A 16,410-nucleotide genomic window follows, 5' to 3' on the forward strand; every position below is an offset into this window, starting at 1 on the left:
GATGGAGAACGAGTTCCTGAAAAAAGCAGCCTTAGATTCAACCGGTCAAGGCAACAGCCTCTGCGGGGGTGCGGAAGCCGAGGCACTTGCGGGGTCTGGTGTTGAGCTTGGTGGCGATCGCGTCGAGCTCAGCCTGGGTGAACGTCGCGAGGTTGGTGCCCTTGGGCAGGTACTGGCGCACCAGCTTGTTGGTGTTCTCGTTCGTGCCGCGCTGCCAAGGGCTGCGTGGCGCGGCGAAAAACACATCTACCCCGGTGGCAGCGGTGAATCGCTTATGTTCGGCCAATTCCATACCCCGGTCCCACGTCAGCGTGTCGCGTAGCCGCGGGTCCAGGCCAGCGTAGGTCTTGATCAGCTCGGGAACGACGACGGTGCTGTGACGGCTGGGGAGTTTCACGCTCACGAGATACCGCGTCTTGCGGTCGACCAGGGTGGCGACCTGGCTGTGGTTCGCCCCGATCACGAGGTCGCCTTCGAAGTGCCCGAGGGTGCTGCGGTCCTGGGCGGTATCGGGGCGTTGCTCGATCGGTCGGGCGTCTATGATCTGGGATCGCCATTGGCCCTTGACCGTGTTGCGCTTGTTCTTGCGGATCGGCCTACCGGTTCGCAGCCGCTTGCACAACTCTCGTGGAATCACCTTCCAGCGGGTGGTGTAGATCGATCGGTAGATCGTCTCGTGGCTGATTGTCCTCTCTGCGGCGTCGCCACCGTGCCGACGCAGGTGGCCCACGATCTGTTCAGGAGACCATTCTTCCCCCAGCAGAGCCACAATCTCGTCACGCAACGCAGGCTGGCGAGCAAGCAGGCATGGTTTCGGCCGGCGAGCCTGCTCACGCGCACGTTCCTGGGCTGCGGTAGCCCGGTAGGCGTGGCGACCGCCGTTCTTGGTGACTTCCCGGCTGATCGTCGACACCGCTCGCTGCAAGAACGCGGCGATCGCTTGAAACGAGTATCCCGCGCTCAATCCCCGGGAAATCTCTTCTCGCTCAGGCAGTGTCAGCGATCCAGCACGCTGTCTGCGGGACTGCGGAGCGATGCCGCCGTGGTGCTTGAGGACAGTGAACACCGAGCCCGGCGGCTTGCCGATCTCACGAGAGATGACGCTGATCGACTCCCCCGCCCTCCACCGCCGCCACAGGTCCTCCTTCATCTCATCCGACATCCCAGGCCGACCCAGCCTCGCCACGCGCGCTCCTCAACCAGCAGTGTTGCTCTGACCGGTTGAATCTAAGGATGCGCCCTTCGAAGGTGATCGCGAAGGCGTTGAGCTGTGGCGCTCTGAACAGCTCGTGCGGTGCGGTGGTGGTCCGACCTGCTGCGCCTGGCCGGGTGGCTGACGCTCGGGCGCGCCACCACCTCACTGCTGGTCAGCAAACCCTCAGAGTTCAGCAGGCAAGAACGCGCCGACGGCGGCGTCGTTCCCGTGCCCCTCACAGCCTCATCGGGCGCCTGTACAAAAGTGTCATCCCCGGTGTTTAAACGGGACAGCCTCCACGGGTCGAGCTCGCTACCAATCGGCCTGTGGCGATAGTGTGGTTCCGATTAGCTGTGATCACCTTCACTTTCGTGGCAATGGGAAGGAAAGAGCGCCGTGTCGTATGGCGTGGGCATCGACCTCGGAACGTCGTTCACCTCAGCCGCCGTAGCAACATCCACCGGGGTACGCATGGCAAACCTGGGCCCCGGCATCGTCGTCCCCTCCCTGGCCACTCCTGGCCCCGGCGGCACCCTGCTCACCGGCCTCGCCGCCGCCAACTCCCCCAACGCCACAACCAACCCCGGCCTACTCGCCCGCGGCTTCAAACGTCGCCTCGGCGACCCCACCCGACTCATCCTCGGTGGCGCCGCCTACACACCCGCCGCCCTCATGGCCGCCCAACTGCGCGACGTCCTCGCCCAGATCAGCACCACCCAAGGCGGACCACCCGCCACCATCACCCTCACCTGCCCTGCGATCTGGGGCCCCTACCGCCGCGAACAGTTCGCCGAAGTGCCCCGCCTCGCAGGCATGCCCCACTACCAGCTCACCACCGAGCCCGAAGCCGCCGCCACCCACTACACCAACGAACGCCGACTCGGCAACGGAGAAATCGTCGCCGTCTACGACCTCGGCGGCGGCACCTTCGACACCACCATCCTCCGCGTCCAACCGCACGGCATGGAAATCCTCGGCACCCCCGAAGGCATCGAGCACATGGGCGGCATCGACTTCGACGACGCCCTGCTCACCCACCTCGACGACAAACTCGACGGCGCTATCAGCGCCCTCGACCCCGAAGACCCCATCCACGCCAGCGCGCTCGCCGCCATCCACACCCTCATCACCCGCGCCAAAGAACGACTTTCCACCGAACCTGACCTCACCCTCATCATCCCCCTCCCCACCGGAAACGACGAGGTCTACCTTTCCCGCCAGGACCTCAACACCATGATCCACCCTTCCCTGCAACTCACCACCGACGCGGTTCACCGCACCATCACCTCAGCCGGCATCCACGCCAACGACGTCAGCGCCATCCTCCTCGCCGGCGGTTCCTCTCGAATCCCCCTCATTCACCAAACCCTCGCAAAGGAATTCAACAAACCCATCCGCGCCGCCCTCCACCCCAAACACACCGTCGCCCTCGGCGCCGCCACCACCGCAACCCGCAATACCCAACCCACCTACAAGAATCACCAGCCGGTCACCCCACCCCAAACGCTCACCACACCACCCACGATCAGGACACCCCCACCGCCACTACCCAGCACTGCACCACCGAAAAACAACCTCAGAAAATGGCTCATCCCCGTCGCTGCCGCCATCGCGGTCATCGCGGTCATCGCAGTCATCGCCACCTACATCACCACCAGCAACACCGAAACGCGCGACCCCGAACCCGTCGCCGGGACCACGCAGCGCGGTGGGCCGTTGCCGGTGTTCAACGGCACGGTGGCGAAGCCGTTTGTCGGCCTCGTCGGCTCCGAGAAGAACGGCTGGACCGGCACCGAGTTCGGGGCGAACGGGGCCGAGGACGGACCGGTCGCGGCACGGCCAGACGGCAAGGGCGGACTCAAGGTGACCTGGTCCGGCGAAGGCGGCGCCCAGGTCTACTTCCAAAGCCAGCCAGGATCAGGCGGCAACCAGGACCTCTCACGCTACTTCGACAACAACGGTGCGATCGTCTTCGACGCGACACTGCTCAAACCGCCGACGAGCGCCGTGTCGATGGAGGTGCACTGCACCTACCCGTGTCGCGCAAAGGTCACCGACACGAAGCTGCTCAAGCAGCTGCCGGTCGGGAAGCAGGTGACGGTCAAGCTGCCGCTGCGCTGCTTCGTGGAGAACCGGGCCGAGCAGTGGGATCCGAGGGCCATCAACACTCCGTGGCTGATGAACACCAACGGTTCGCTCGAGATGACGGTCTCCAATGTGCGCTGGGAGGAAGGAGCGGCCAACGATCCCGCCGCGACCCGATGCGATCAGCTGTCCTGACCCTGGCTCTGGCGCAGCAGGTGCTCGGCGGTTGCGGTAGCTTGCCCATGCGTTCGATCACGCGTCCCATTGCTGCCCGTTTACTCGAACCCTGTGGACTGCCTGCTGAGACACAGATCTGCTGGTCAAGCTCGGACCAGGACATCAATACCTCCATGGTGGAATCAACTTGCCGGACCCTGGGGTGGGGTCTCGGCTGATGCCGTCTCGACGCGGGGAGGGGGAGAGCGGCCAGCACGGGGGCTTGCCGCTCGAGCCCTTCGCCGAGGGCTGATGGGGGCTGATCTACCGGCTCCGGGCGGGACGTGGTGTCGTGAGGGAGGGGCGGGTGTCGCCGTCCGGCAGGACGGCGACGGAACAGGCGGGGGACTGGCCGAACCGTTGCTGATCGAGCCGACGTTACCGAGGTGTTCGGGCGGATCCGTCCGGTTTCCGACAGTCGTCATGGGGTCGTGGCGGCCACGGCGTGCGCGTAGAGCCGTCCGGCGCGGTAGGAGGAGCGCACCAGCGGGCCCACCAGCACCCCTGCGAAGCGGTCTCGGTGGCGAAGCGGGCGTGTTCGGCGAATTCCTCGGGCTTGACCCAGCGTTCGACGGCGTGGTGCCTGGCGGATGGCCGAAGGTACTGGGTGATCGTGAGGATGTCGCAGCCGGCGTTGTGCAGGTCGGTGATCGTGGCCTGCACCTCCTCCGGGGCAGCGTGAGGATGCCGAGTTGCTGGAGCGGATCACCAAGATCCGGTCGGCGCACGAATTCGCCGCCACCTATGGGTCACCGCGAGTGTGGCTGGAGCTGCACCGCCAAGGGGTGCGGTGCTCCCGCAAGCGCGTCGAGCGCATCATGTGCGAGAACGGGCTCGTTGGCGCGCATCTGCGCCGGGGCTGGAAGACCGGCTCCACCCGGCAGGACCCCTGCCATTCGTCGGCGCCGGACCTGGTCGACCGGGACTTCACCGCCACCGCGCCCAACCGGCTGTGGGTAGCCGATCTGACTCGCCTGCTCACTGGTGAGGGCGTGTTATGGCTGGCCTCGGTGCGTGATGCGTTCTCCAACCGCATCGTCGGCTGGGCCACCGCCGCCCGCGCCGACACCGAACCGGTGCTCACCGCGTTGGAATACGGGCTGTGGTCCCGCGACGTGCGCAGCGGCGCACTCGTCCATCACAGCGACAAAGGCTGTCAATACGGATTCAACTGGTCGTCGCAACACCTTGATCGTGGAGGTGTTGATGGGCAGGCCAGCCGGTTGGATGAAGGAGCTGACGGGGCGGGCGCCGATGAAGTCGCCGGAGAAGCCGTCGCGTCGCCGCGATGTGGAGCGGCTGTTCTGGGGTGAGATCGCCAAGGGGCTTTGCATCGAGGACGCCGCTATCGCGGTCGGCGTGTCGCAGGCCGCTGGTAGCCGCTGGTTCCGGGAGCGTGGCGGCATGTCGACGTTCGTGATCGTCCCTCTCGCGGGCCGCTATCTGTCCTTTGAGGAACAGGAAGAGATCGCGTTGTTGAGGATCCAGGGCGCCGGAGTTCGGGAAATCGCGCGTTTCCTCGGACGCGCTGCCTCGACGATCTCGCGGGAGCTGCGTCGCAACGCGGCGACCCGTGCAGGGAGGCTCGATTACCGTGCTTCGGTAGCGCAGTGGAAGGCGGAGCTGATGGCCCCCCGTCCCAAGACAGCCAAGCTCGTCGTGAATGAGCGGCTGCGTGATTAGCTGCAGGAGCGGCTGTCGGGACAGATTCGCCGTCCGGACGGAATCCCGGTTCCCGGGCCTGCTACCACGCCGTGGAAGGGAAGGAACAAGCCCCAGCGCCAAGACCGCCGGTGGGCCATGGCGTGGAGCCCGGAGCAGATCTCCCACCGGCTTCCGGTCGACTTCCCCGATGATGAGTCCATGCGGATCAGCCATGAGGCGATATAGCAGGCGCTCTACGTCCAAAGCCGCGGCGCCCTGAAACGGGAGTTGGTCACCTGTCTGCGCACCGGCCGCGCGCTGCCGGTGCCGCGTGCGCGAGCCCGCCGCACCTACGATGGCATGGTGGCGCCAGAGGTGATGATCAGTCAGCGGCCCGCCGAAGCCGCAGATCGCGCCGTCCCCGGGCATTGGGAGGGAGATTTGATTATCGGCCTGGACAAATCCGCGCCCGGCACGCTCGTCGAGCGGTCCACCCGCTACACGATGCTGCTACACCTGCCGCGCATGGAGGGCTACGGGACCGAGCCGAGGGCGCACAACGGCCCCGCCTTGGCCGGCCATGGTGCCGAGGCCGTCCGGGATGCTATCGCGTCCTCGATCACCACGCTGCCCCAACAACCGCGCCGATCCCTGACCTGGGACGGTGGGTAAAGAAATGGCCCAGCACGCGCAGCTACGCATCGACACCGGGATCGAGGTCTACTTCGCCGACCCGCACAGCCCCTGTCAGCGCGGCACCGACGAGAACACAAATGGCCTGCTACGCCGATACTTTCCCAAGGGAACCGACCTCGCCCGATGGAACCACGACGAACTCGACGCCGTCGCCGCCGCACTCAATGACCGTCCACGCAAGACACTCGACTGGAAGACACCGGCCGAAGCACTGAACGAGCTGCTACTCTCACATCAATAGGCCGGTGTTGCGACGACCGGTTGAACCTGGGCAATACACCGCGCTCCGGTTCACCCAGCGGCTGGCCGATGCCGGCGTCGTACCGTCGACCGGCAGCGTGGGCGACAGCTTCGACAATGCCCTGGCCGAGAACCTGTGGTCGACCATCAAGATCGAGCTGCTGTATTGGCCGGGCACCACATTCGCCACCCGCGCCGAGGCCGACGCAGCGATCTTCCGCTACATCGACGGCTGGTACAACCCGCGCCGCATCCAGCAGGGACTCGGCGGACTCTCCCCCGATTGAGTACGAGGAGGCCCACTACACCCAACACGATCAACACCACGTCGATAGCATCCGCCTGGCTGGCCGAATCCCCAGCCGCCCTGGACGAGGGCCGCTTCCACCTGGCGCTGACCACGGTGGCGCCGACGGCCGGGGCCACCTTCGGGCGATTCGCGCGGATACTGCCACCGTCGATCGCGACGCGGCTCGCGGACATCGTCGAGTGGTCCGCGGATGCCGATGCGATCCACGCTCAGGTCACCTTCCCGCCCGATATGGCGCGCAACGGCAACGTCGTCGAAGTCCCGCAATGGCTGCCGCGGATGATCTCGATCGCGACCTACACCGACGACCCGACATCGCTCGAACCGGACGACTTGGCCGTGTGCGCGGACTCCCGCCGCCTGTTCGTGGTGGAACGCGACACGGGGCGAGAAGTGCGGCCGAGTACCTTCCACAAGCTCAACTCCCGCGTCCGTGCTCCGAACCTGGCCCGGTTTCTGCAGGACGTCGCGGCCACCGAGGCCGATGCGGCGGGCGGGTGGGCCTGGGGTGCGGCCGAGAATCTCCCGTTCTTGCCTCGACTGCGCTGGGGACGCATCGTGCTGTCCCCGGCCCGGTGGCTGGCACCGGAGGCGCTGCGAGAGAGCCACAGCCCGTTCGTCGAGTGGCGGGACCGGGTACAGGCCTGGCGCGCGCACTGGGCCGTGCCGCGCACAGTACTGCTCACCGCAACGCCACGACGAGGTGCTCACCGACCACCTGCCGCAGCTGCTCACATGCCTTCCCGAGACGGTCGATCGATGGTTCTTCCTGCGGTACCGGGATCCCCACCCGCATCTGCGGCTGCGCTTGCACGGCCCTGCCCGGGAACTCCAGGATGAGGTCCTGGCCCGATTGCGCGCGTGGACCGAACGGGTGCGCGGGCTCGGTCTGGTCCAGCGACTGGCGCTGGACACCTACCGGCCAGAATGGGAGCGCTATGGCGGCCCGCCGGCGATGGCAGCCGACGAGCGCGTGTTCCACGCCGACAGCCTGGCGGTGCTCACGCAGCTGAAGCTCCAGCGGTCGGGGAAGCTCCCCGTCGAGCCGCTCCTGATGGCGGCCGCCGGAGTCGTCGACCTGAGCTCCAGGTTTTGCGCGCAGGCCGCTACCGCAGGCATCACCAATGCCGCGCTGCTCGGCAACTGGGAGGACTGGATACTGCGCACGTTCGCCAAAGACGAGCATCACGTGGCATTTCAGCACCGCCGTGGGCAGGCACAGCACCTCATCACGCCGCCGGACTGGGCGCAGCTGCGGACATACCCGGGCAGCAGCACACTCTTCGGGATGTGGCAGCAGCGGGCGGTCGCGGTACGCGACTACGTGCACGCCCTGGCCGATCCCGAGGCGCGTCGGTGGTCGGATCCGTCCACCGTGCTCCAATCGGTGCTGCACATGCACCACAACCGGTTCCTGGGCACCGACCGGAACACCGAACGCGACTCCTACGCGATCGCCCGCGGCATCGTGCAAGCCGAGGTGGATCGCCGCAGGAACGCACGATGACGGCCCGCATCGGGCAGGAGACGCAACAGCGGGCGCGTGCCGTGGTCGCCGACGTGGCCGAGGCGCTCGCCGACCCCGACCACGTGGAGCACGTCGCCACGGCCGCACGCAGCCCGACATCCCGCCAGCCGCCGTGGCACCGGCATTCCCTGGGGGAAGGCTCGGCCGGGATCGTGTTGCTGTTCGCCGAACTCTCCCATGTCGATCAGCGGCACCGGAACATCGCGCACGCCTACCTCTCAATCGCCGCGCGGGAACCCCTCCGTGGCGCTGGCGGCCTGTTCCAGGGGCCCGTGGCCCTAGCCATGGGCAGCCAGTGCGGCCCGACGCAGCAGCCAGGACTACACAGGGCTGCTCCGCGTGACCGACGAGCTCGTGACCCGGCACGTGGCCGAGCTGCTCGCGCGGGAACGTGCCCGACTCGACGCCGGCATACCCGGAGCGCCGATCCGGGCCTACGACGTCATCTCCGGGGCCAGCGGTATCGGGCGGTATCTCCTGCTGCATCCTCGGCATCACACGCTGCTGCGCCACCTCCTCGCCTACCTGGTGCGCCTGACCGCCCCCGTTGCGGCACACGGTGTGACCGTGCCGGGATGGTGGGTGTCCACCGTGCCGAACCCGGCACGGCCACACGACTTCCCGTGCGGACGCCTCAACCTCGGCCTGGCCCACGGCATCTGCGGCCCCATGACGCTGCTGGCTTTCGCCCGGCAAGCCGGCATCCGCGTCCCCGGCGACGACGAAGCCATCGCCAGCATCGCCGAAGAGCTGCTCACCTACCAAGACGAACGCGGACAATGGCCGGGCACCGTTGCACTGGAGGACATCGTTCTCGACGGTGAGAACGATCCCGTCGAGCCGGGACTCTGCCATGGACGAGCCGGCGCGCTGCACCTCACCTCCGTGCTGGCCCACGACACCGGTGACGCTCGGCTGGTGGCGCAGCTTCCCCGGCTCGCCGAGCGCGTGCTGGACCTTCCCACCCCGGAGCACCCGTTTCGGTTCGCTAGGGAGAACACCTCGTCGCGGCCCCGCCTGGGGTTCCTCGATGGTGCAGCGGGCATCGCCCTGGCCTTGCACCGCTACGCGGACGGACCACAGCGCACGATCTGGGAAGCGGCTCTGATGGTGTGCTGATCCACTCGCGGCGGCGTTGGCATGTGGATCCGGACGGGGTCTCGACGGCGGCCCAAGCCGAGTGCCAGTCGAAGCGGGCACGGAGGAGGCGTACACGATTGAGATCCACGTGAAGTCGAAGTCGATCACCAACCGTGTGCGGGAGAAGCCGCAGGTACCGTTCCGCTGGCCGGCGGCTGAACAGCGGCACCGCCCACCCGTTCCAGCGGTCGACGGGATTGACCCGGGCGGGGAACCGCTCGTCACGGTCGTCGTCGTAGATGTCGATGTAGACCAGACCGTTGTCGAGCAACGGTGTGTCCTGGTCCTCGGGGCTGACGATCAGGTCGGTGTTGCAGTGCCGGACAACGGTGCCGACCGGGAGGTCACCAGCGATTTCCGCCATGTGGTGTGCGGACTTGTGTGCGTTGGCGTGAAGTTCAGCTTCGCTGTATACGGTGTCGAGCTCGGAGGAGAGCTTGTGCGTAGAACGCGTCTCGGTACTGCTGGAAGGTGAGTTCGCGCTCAGCGACGACGGTTGTCGTGGTGGCTTTGCCGGAGTCGAGTCCTTGGAAGGCACGGCTGTCGCCGCACCGGTCGTCCGGGTGGTTCAGGTCGAGGTCGCAGGTCGGTGCGAAGTCGACCAATTCGCCTTCGGCGGTGTGGTGGACGTCGTTGTCACGGTTGCCCTGGGCACGGGCGGTGGCGACGAGCACGGTGAATGTCGGCACGCCGCGGGGATGCCGACCGAAGCCGAGCACATCGGCGCATTCAAGTCGGCGGCGTGCGCGCAGGCCGAGTACTGGCTCGGCACCGGCGAGGAGTCGGCACCGCCGGCCAGTGGTCGAACGTCACGATCGGCTCGTTCAGCCTCTGCCGCGCCAAGGACGTCGCCGACAGCCCGACAAGTTGCGCACCCGCGAGACCGTGATCCGACCGCTGCGCCTGGTTGGCCTGCTGCGCGGCACCGTCGTGTGCCCGTAACCGGAGATCGCGCACACAGCATCGACGGCACTTACACGTTCGGATGTCGATCAATCCGATGACACAGAGCGCGGGACCCAGTCCAACGGACCATGGTCAACTGTCTCCAACGTTCACCGAAGGGAGAGTTTCGATGCGCTGGCGTTCGTGGGTGGTCGCGATCGTGACGGCGGCTGGACTGGGGCTGCTGGGCAGTGGCATCGCCACCGCCCAAAATATGAGTGGCAAATACATCGGCGGAGAATTGAACGAGCTTGCCGATGCACCAATCGACGTCCTCCTCGACAAGATCGAGTCGACTACCAGGTCAGCTACAGAGGTTGAATGATCAAGATTAGGGCGGCTCCGGTTCGAGGGTGAGGCCGGTTTGGGCGAGGAAGCCGGTGAGCAGGTGGGGCCGGTACTGGATGCGTTTGAGTCGGTTGCGTACGACAGTGGCGAGGTGATCGACGTTGGTGACGGCGAGGTTGCCGAGGCTGCGTTTGACGTGGGACCAGACGCTTTCGGTGGGGTTGAGGTCGGGGGCGTAGGCCGGGAGCTGGATGACGTGGAGCCAGTCCCGGCTGGCGATCCGCTGCCGCATCGCGGCGCTGATATGGGTGTTCAGGTTGTCCCAGACAACCACGATCGGGGCCTTGAGATACTGGTGGGCGGCATCCAGCTGGGCGGCGTAGTCGGTTTCGGCGAAGCTGCGGCGTTCGCCCTTGCGAGCACGGTGGACCTTGACCCGATACAACAAGTGTGGACGTTTTCCGGGGCGGACGCAGAACAGACCGGCGACCGAGACACGACCGGATCCCTTGCCTGACACCGGAATCACCGGGGTGTGGCCGCGTGGTGCCCAGGTCCGTGCTTTCGGCGGCCGCAGCGTGTGACCTGTCTCGTCCTCGAAGCAGATCCACGCACCACGCTCGGCCGCTAGATTTTTGCTTGCCGCCACACCTCCTCGCGCCACGTGGCGATGGTGTCTTCGTCGCGTTCGATCGGGCGATGCGCGGGCATCTGCGGGCTGAATCCCATGCGGTGCAACAACATCGAGGCTCCGCGCAGGGTGTAGTTGACCCGGAACAGTCGAGCGATCAGATCAGCCACCCGCGCCAGGGTCCACCGCTGATCTTCGGTGTAGCCGTGTGCAGCGGGGCCTTCTCGCAGCGCGGCGGCCAGCCGGTCCTGCTGCTTGGGCGAAAGCCGACATTCGGTCCCCGAGGGCCCCTTGGACACCAGCCCGCTTCCCCGCCTGAGAGCCACCGCCGCCGCCACACATACACAGCGTTGTGCGACACCCGCAATCGCTTGGCGATCTCCGGAACCGGTACGTCCTGAGCGAACAACTTCGCCGCTTGCAACCGAACCGCCTCACGCCGGGCACGACCCTCAGCTGTGAGCCCACCACCATCGGGATACCGCACCCGAACCAGATACCGCATCCATCAGCCGCCGTCAGCCCGACACGCCGTGATCAAACCCCGACAGTTCAACCTCTGTAGCTAGCATTGGTGGTGGTGAGGACCCGCAACCACAGGTGCGGGGCCTCACCGCATCCTCCGCCCAGTTCGGCCTGGCCGCGCTACGACGGCTGGCGGTATCGGCGATACAACCCGTGCGAGGCATCAGGCAGCATTTGTTGCTCTCCACTGTGATCGCCTGATTCCTCATAGCCCCTCGCAGCGGAAAGGGTGTGTGCATTTTGATCGGCATCCCCGCGTTCGTGCTCGCCCAAGCCGGGCAGAACGTCACCATCGAGTCCTTCGGAGGCAGCGGCGCCTACGGCGACGTGTTCGGCGCGCCCGCCACCGTGCGGGCCCGTTGTCGACGCGACGTGGCGCCTGGTGCGCAACGACGCCGGCACCGAGGTGATCAGCGAAACCTCGTCTTACTCCCATCTGTCCACAGTGGTACCGACTGGCTCGCGGGTCGCCCTGCCGTGGCGCTCGATCGTCATCCGTGCGTCCCCGCAATGACGGCGGCCGACTGCCCTTCCCTCGCGCTGGAAGTGGTGTTGACCTGATGGCCATGACCGTCAAGACGAAATGGAACGGCGAGCGTGTCACCGGCCGTGCCCGCGTCGGCGCGGTGGAAGGGCTACGGCTTGCTGCCGAACACGTCCTCGGCGTGTCCCTTCAACTGGTGCCGCTGGGGAAGAGTCCAGGAACGTGTCCGGGCATCACTGCAGGCCTTTGTTCGGCGAAGCTGTCGGCAGGGGCCGCGAGCACGAGGTCATACGGGCTTGGCCATATCGGTGTCCTTTCGTGGGTGGTGGAGGTGCCAGCGAGTGAATTCATGACGCAGGTCAGGCCCGCGCCGGAAGAAGTCGGAGGGGCATGACTGCGGTGGGGACGCGGCGATCAGTCGATGCGCACCAGGCGGCGGCAGCGTCGCGCGGCGTGGACGACGCCGCACTCTTCGAGGGTGGTGTCGTTCCATCGCTCGAATCGGGCGGTGTTCTTGCGGCGCGCGCACTGGCACCACGAGTCGGTGCGGAGCCGGGATGTGGTGTCTTCGGTGAGGGTGAATCGAGTGGCGGGTGTGCCGGAGAGGTGGAACTGGTCGTCGAACGGGACGACGTTGAGGTAGGTGTCCCGGTCGGGGGTGCCGGCGGTGGTCTGTTCGGCTCGGCGGAGCCGGGCGTTGATCTGCTCGAGGGGAGAAGACCGGAAGCGAGCGGGCCTCGCATCTCCCACCACGGTCTCGATCCCGGGGAAGAGCAAGGCAGTCTGATACCCGATTCGTTGCTGAGAGCCACAGGACAGGTACACGAACGCCGAGATGAAACGCCTCGGGGGTTGTCGTGGCTGGTCGGACACCCCAGCCAGGGATATGGGCCTTTTGTCCGTTGTGATGCGCGGGGGAGCACCCTGAGGCTGGTTGTGTCGTCTAGTGGACTTTGGGGTTCGAAATGGCTGAGTCATCGAAACTTCCCACGCTGGGCACCTAAGTGCCGCTCGGCTTTGCGGGAGCAGTACCAGCACTAGCTGCGCCCGTGCCACCGTGCCTGGATCGAGTCCGGGAAAGCGCACCGGAGGACATCAGTCGTGTGTGCCGACGGTTCCCTGTTCACCCTGGCAGTTTGACCTCTGCTGACGGCGCTACTTCGACACTACTTCGCCAAGATCTCACGGAGGGAATGGTTGCATCATGGCTGGTGACATCCCTGTATCCGAGTCAATCGTCGTGGGGCCCATGGGTGTGGACCTTCCTCCCCAGCTCATGCCGCCCGACGAGAGCGACGAAGCGCAAGAGGGTGAGACACCCCGAGTCTTGCACCGTTACGGACCTCGCGTCGCGGTTGTTCTAGACCCGGAGGAGCGGGCGGAGGAGCCCGACCGAATAGCGCTGTTACCGAATGGCGGCGTAACCGGTGCCGCTCCCGCTGTTTCGACCATGGACCATGACGACCTGGATGAGACTGGTCGATTGGGCTTGAACGCCTTGGCGATGCGAAGCTCCGACGAGTACGCCGACCGCAAGGCCAGCCGCCCGCGAGAAGGACAGCCCTGGGACGCAGAGGGACTGGAAGGCCCGACGGCGCTGGGGCACGAAGACGGGGCTGGCACAGCCGTGGAGGCGCCGCCCGGGCCGTCAGCAGCGGACCGTGCTGCGGTCCTGGGGCTCCCGGAGCTTCGCGAAGACAGCAGGGCGGTCATCTTTCCCCCGTCGGCAACGTCTGGACGCTTGGCCGGCACCGTGGGCGTCGGCCTCGTGATCGTCGATGGACCGACCGCTGCAACGAAGTTCACACTTACCGAGATGGCTGAGGTCGTGGCGGAGGTTCAGAATGGCCTGACTTGGCTGGCAACGCAGAGCCCCGGAGCACCTCTGACGTTCTCGCACGAGATAAAAGCCGTCAGCGTTACTGCGGACCCCTTACCGCTCGTAGGTCTCAAAGCCAAACACAGCAAGAAGGTCCTCGAGGTTAAAGATTCCTCGATCACTGATGGCGCCCAGATTGTCCAAAGTGATGACGATGGCGGGCACAATCAGCACTTCAGCATGGAACCGGTCGGGGATGGCTATGTCCGGTTTGTTGCCGAGCAGAGCAACAAGGTCCTCGATGTCAAGGATGCGTCCACCGCTAATGGCGCGCTCCTGACCCAAAGGTCATGGCACGGCGGCGACAACCAGAGGTTCCGCGTGGAGGACCAAGGGAACGGAGATATGAGGATCACCGCGAAGCACAGCGGAAAGGTCCTCGACGTCGAGGGGATCTCGACTGCCGACGGCGCGAGGCTCCAGCAATGGGACTGGCTCGGTGGCGACAACCAAAGGTTTCTCATCGACCTTCGCGGCGATGAGCGTGAGGCGCGATGGCGGGATCCGGCGGTTGCCGCTCTCGGCCACCAGGGGAACTGGAACGGCGTACACGATTACGTTCAGGCCTTGCGCCGTCGCCTCGGCACCGAGTGGGCTTACTGCGTCTTCTTTACCAAGTATCCTCTCTGGCACTTCGCGTACGCTGGCGTCCCTGGCGGCCCACGTGTCGTGATGGATTACAACAATGGCGATTGGGGGCCCAGCAATATCGACCGGGTGTTCGCCCATGAGACCGGTCATATCTTCGGCTGTCCGGACGAGTACCGGGAGGGCAGCAATGAGAAATGCGGAGGTATTCATGGGTACTGGCGGACGCCCAACGACAATTTCGACGGGGGCTGCGTCCCCGGCGGCGGCGTCGCCTGTTTGATGCGAAAAAACACCTGGGCGACCTGTGAATACACTGCGTCTCACCTGGGATGGACATCGCCATGGGCCCTCGGCACAGCGCTCATCTCCAAGCACAGCGGCAAGGCGCTGCATGTCAAACCCCCGGGCTCCAACGGTACCCGGATTACCCAGCAGGCCTGGGACGATGGCATCTACCAGCGTTTCCGCTTCGACCCTCTCGGTGACGGTTACTACCGGATCGCCAATCATATGAACGGCAAGGTCCTCGACGTCGACGCGGGCTCGACCGCCGACGGCGCCAGGATCGTCGCCTGGTCGTGGCACGGCGGTGACAACCAGCGGTTCCGGCTCGAGCCGCTGGGAAACGGCGAAGTTCGCCTCGTCGCCAAACACAGCGGCAAGGCCCTCGACGTACACAACGCGTCTACCGCCGACGGCGGGGAGATCGTGCAATGGTCGTGGCACGGTGGCGCCAACCAACGCTTCCACATGCGTGGTGTGCCGATATTCGTGGGCCACAGCGGAAAGGTGCTCGACGTCAAGGACGGGTCTACCGTGAATGGCGCTCTGCTTACCCAGTGGGATCACCACGGAGGCAATAATCAGCTCTTCCGCGCAGAGCCACTCGGTAATTATGCACTCCCGAACACCCAGTACCGTCTGGTCGCCGAGCATAGCGGGAAGGTACTCACCATCGCTAATGGGTCCATCGGCGATGGTTCGAATGTTGTCCAGTGGGACTGGTATGGCGGCAACGAGCAGCGGTTCCGGATCGAGCCAACTACCGACGGACGTGTTCGGATCGTTGCCTCCCACAGCGGAAAAGCCCTCAGCGTCAAGGACGCGGCTACCGCCAACGGCGCCCAAATAGTTCAGATGTCAGCACACGGGGGTGCCAACCAGGCATTCCGATTGCTCGGCGCACGGATCACGGCCAAGCACAGCGGACGGGCTCTGGACATCGAAGGCAATCTCATGACGGACAGGGCGCGACTTACCCAGTGGGACTGGCACGGCGGCAACAACCAACGCTTCCGACTCGAGCCACTCGGGGACGTCGGCACCTATCGAATCGTTGTGGAGAGCAATGGCCGCGTTCTCGATGTGCTTAACGCGTCCACCGACGATGGTGCTACTGTCGTACAATTTCCGTGGCATGGTGGCAGTCACCAACGATTCCGCCTCCAGCCACTCGGCGATGGCTACCACCGAATCGTGGCAGTCCACAGTGGCAAGGTCCTGGAGGTCCAGAACTCGTCGACCGCCAATGGCGCGCTCGTGACCCAACGGGCATGGCACGGAGGAGACAACCAACGATTCAGGCTGTGAAGCGCTCGTATAGACGACTTCTCGTGCTGGAAGGTCACGAGAGTCGAGGGGAAAGATGGCTACGTCGTCCGGTTGGAATGAACTTGGTGGCAGCGGAAGAACAAAGTCGAATCCTTCCGCCGTAACTTCCAATGGCGCGCCGTTCTGTGTGGTTCGGGGTACTCAGTTCCTGGAGCCATCCCCACGTAGGCGGGGCCGACTGGGCAGTGAACAGGTCGAGCACCTCGGTCAGGAAGCCATCCCCGCGAACGCGGGCCGACGAGGACTGCGCCACGACGGCGTTGCGGGCGTCAGAGCCATCCCCGCGACCGCGGAGCCGGCAGCCACAGCAGCGGCCGCGCCGTGATTGTGGAGGAGCCATCTCCGCGGGCGCGGGGCCCCGACTACGTCGCCGAGTTCGGTGCCGGCGCACGGGAATCACCC

At 65.8% G+C, this 16,410-nt stretch carries 14 protein-coding genes and 4 pseudogenes; 11 read left to right on the top strand and 7 right to left on the bottom strand.

Translation table 11 applies throughout. The annotated features are described in order from the left end of the window. Positions 1–37 precede the first annotated feature (37 nt). Positions 38–1,186, bottom strand: coding sequence for an IS30 family transposase (locus SACE_RS24000; RefSeq protein WP_044547533.1), 1,149 nt, complete (start codon positions 1,184–1,186; stop codon positions 38–40). A 405-nt stretch (positions 1,187–1,591) separates the two neighbouring features. On the opposite strand from SACE_RS24000, the gene SACE_RS24005 reads away from it, so the two are divergent. After that, the gene (locus SACE_RS24005; protein WP_011874528.1) at positions 1,592–3,475 is read left to right on the top strand and encodes an Hsp70 family protein; all 1,884 of its coding nucleotides are present in this window, start codon (positions 1,592–1,594) and stop codon (positions 3,473–3,475) included. A gap of 463 nt (positions 3,476–3,938) precedes the next feature. Here the strand turns inward: SACE_RS24005 and SACE_RS38885 are convergent. Beyond that, positions 3,939–4,168, bottom strand: a pseudogene (locus SACE_RS38885) (lipoyl synthase); the annotation flags it as partial. A 20-nt stretch (positions 4,169–4,188) separates the two neighbouring features. On the opposite strand from SACE_RS38885, the gene SACE_RS24010 reads away from it, so the two are divergent. The 6 genes and pseudogenes from SACE_RS24010 to SACE_RS24040 form a co-directional block, all read left to right on the top strand. Beyond that, positions 4,189–4,809, top strand: coding sequence for an IS3 family transposase (locus SACE_RS24010; RefSeq protein WP_009950726.1), 621 nt, complete (start codon positions 4,189–4,191; stop codon positions 4,807–4,809). Beyond that, positions 4,724–6,077, top strand: a pseudogene (locus SACE_RS35935) (IS30 family transposase). The gene SACE_RS24010 and the pseudogene SACE_RS35935 overlap by 86 nt, the downstream one beginning before the upstream one ends. Before the next feature lie 4 nt (positions 6,078–6,081). Further along, positions 6,082–6,363, top strand: a complete 282-nt coding sequence (locus tag SACE_RS24030; RefSeq protein WP_021341843.1) for an IS3 family transposase — start codon at positions 6,082–6,084, stop codon at positions 6,361–6,363. Further along, a complete protein-coding gene (locus tag SACE_RS39455; protein ID WP_231849747.1) occupies positions 6,360–7,226 on the top strand; it encodes a lantibiotic dehydratase in 867 nt (288 codons plus the stop codon). Before SACE_RS24030 ends, SACE_RS39455 begins: the two co-directional genes overlap by 4 nt. After that, positions 7,114–7,893 (top strand): thiopeptide-type bacteriocin biosynthesis protein, encoded by a 780-nt coding sequence (locus tag SACE_RS24035; protein WP_231850084.1) that lies wholly within the window; start codon positions 7,114–7,116, stop codon positions 7,891–7,893. The genes SACE_RS39455 and SACE_RS24035 overlap by 113 nt, the downstream gene beginning before the upstream one ends. 318 nt (positions 7,894–8,211) lie before the next feature. After that, a pseudogene (locus SACE_RS24040) lies at positions 8,212–9,033 on the top strand (lanthionine synthetase LanC family protein); the annotation flags it as partial. A 419-nt stretch (positions 9,034–9,452) separates the two neighbouring features. On the opposite strand, the gene SACE_RS24045 reads toward SACE_RS24040, so the two are convergent. Beyond that, entirely contained in the window at positions 9,453–9,743 is a 291-nt protein-coding gene (locus tag SACE_RS24045) for a DUF7715 family protein (protein WP_143538201.1), read from the bottom strand. A 386-nt stretch (positions 9,744–10,129) separates the two neighbouring features. On the opposite strand from SACE_RS24045, the gene SACE_RS37875 reads away from it, so the two are divergent. After that, positions 10,130–10,324, top strand: a complete 195-nt coding sequence (locus SACE_RS37875; protein WP_143538202.1) for a hypothetical protein — start codon at positions 10,130–10,132, stop codon at positions 10,322–10,324. A 6-nt stretch (positions 10,325–10,330) separates the two neighbouring features. On the opposite strand, the gene SACE_RS24050 is transcribed toward SACE_RS37875, so the two are convergent. The 3 genes and pseudogenes from SACE_RS24050 to SACE_RS40270 all read right to left on the bottom strand — a co-directional run. Beyond that, on the bottom strand, positions 10,331–11,011 hold the full coding sequence (locus tag SACE_RS24050; protein WP_231850085.1) for an IS630 family transposase: 681 nt from the start codon (positions 11,009–11,011) through the stop codon (positions 10,331–10,333). Continuing rightward, positions 10,915–11,217 (bottom strand): helix-turn-helix domain-containing protein, encoded by a 303-nt coding sequence (locus SACE_RS39460; RefSeq protein WP_011874534.1) that lies wholly within the window; start codon positions 11,215–11,217, stop codon positions 10,915–10,917. The genes SACE_RS24050 and SACE_RS39460 overlap by 97 nt, the downstream gene beginning before the upstream one ends. A 38-nt stretch (positions 11,218–11,255) precedes the next feature. Further along, positions 11,256–11,423, bottom strand: a pseudogene (locus SACE_RS40270) (helix-turn-helix domain-containing protein); the annotation flags it as partial. Positions 11,424–11,683: 260 nt separating this feature from the next. On the opposite strand from SACE_RS40270, the gene SACE_RS37885 reads away from it, so the two are divergent. Both SACE_RS37885 and SACE_RS37890 read left to right on the top strand, forming a co-directional pair. Next, positions 11,684–12,004, top strand: coding sequence for a hypothetical protein (locus SACE_RS37885; protein ID WP_157894869.1), 321 nt, complete (start codon positions 11,684–11,686; stop codon positions 12,002–12,004). Beyond that, positions 12,004–12,321: a hypothetical protein gene (locus tag SACE_RS37890; protein ID WP_143538205.1), complete on the top strand. Its 318-nt coding sequence runs from the start codon at positions 12,004–12,006 to the stop codon at positions 12,319–12,321. The genes SACE_RS37885 and SACE_RS37890 overlap by 1 nt, the downstream gene beginning before the upstream one ends. A 20-nt stretch (positions 12,322–12,341) precedes the next feature. On the opposite strand, the gene SACE_RS24060 is transcribed toward SACE_RS37890, so the two are convergent. Further along, positions 12,342–12,800, bottom strand: coding sequence for a hypothetical protein (locus tag SACE_RS24060; RefSeq protein WP_231849748.1), 459 nt, complete (start codon positions 12,798–12,800; stop codon positions 12,342–12,344). 868 nt (positions 12,801–13,668) lie between these two features. On the opposite strand from SACE_RS24060, the gene SACE_RS24065 reads away from it, so the two are divergent. After that, complete coding sequence (locus tag SACE_RS24065; protein WP_162131623.1) at positions 13,669–15,987, top strand: RICIN domain-containing protein; 2,319 nt, start codon at positions 13,669–13,671, stop codon at positions 15,985–15,987. Positions 15,988–16,410: the final 423 nt, after the last annotated feature.

The organism is Saccharopolyspora erythraea NRRL 2338 (assembly GCF_000062885.1).
Lineage (GTDB): Bacteria > Actinomycetota > Actinomycetes > Mycobacteriales > Pseudonocardiaceae > Saccharopolyspora_D > Saccharopolyspora_D erythraea.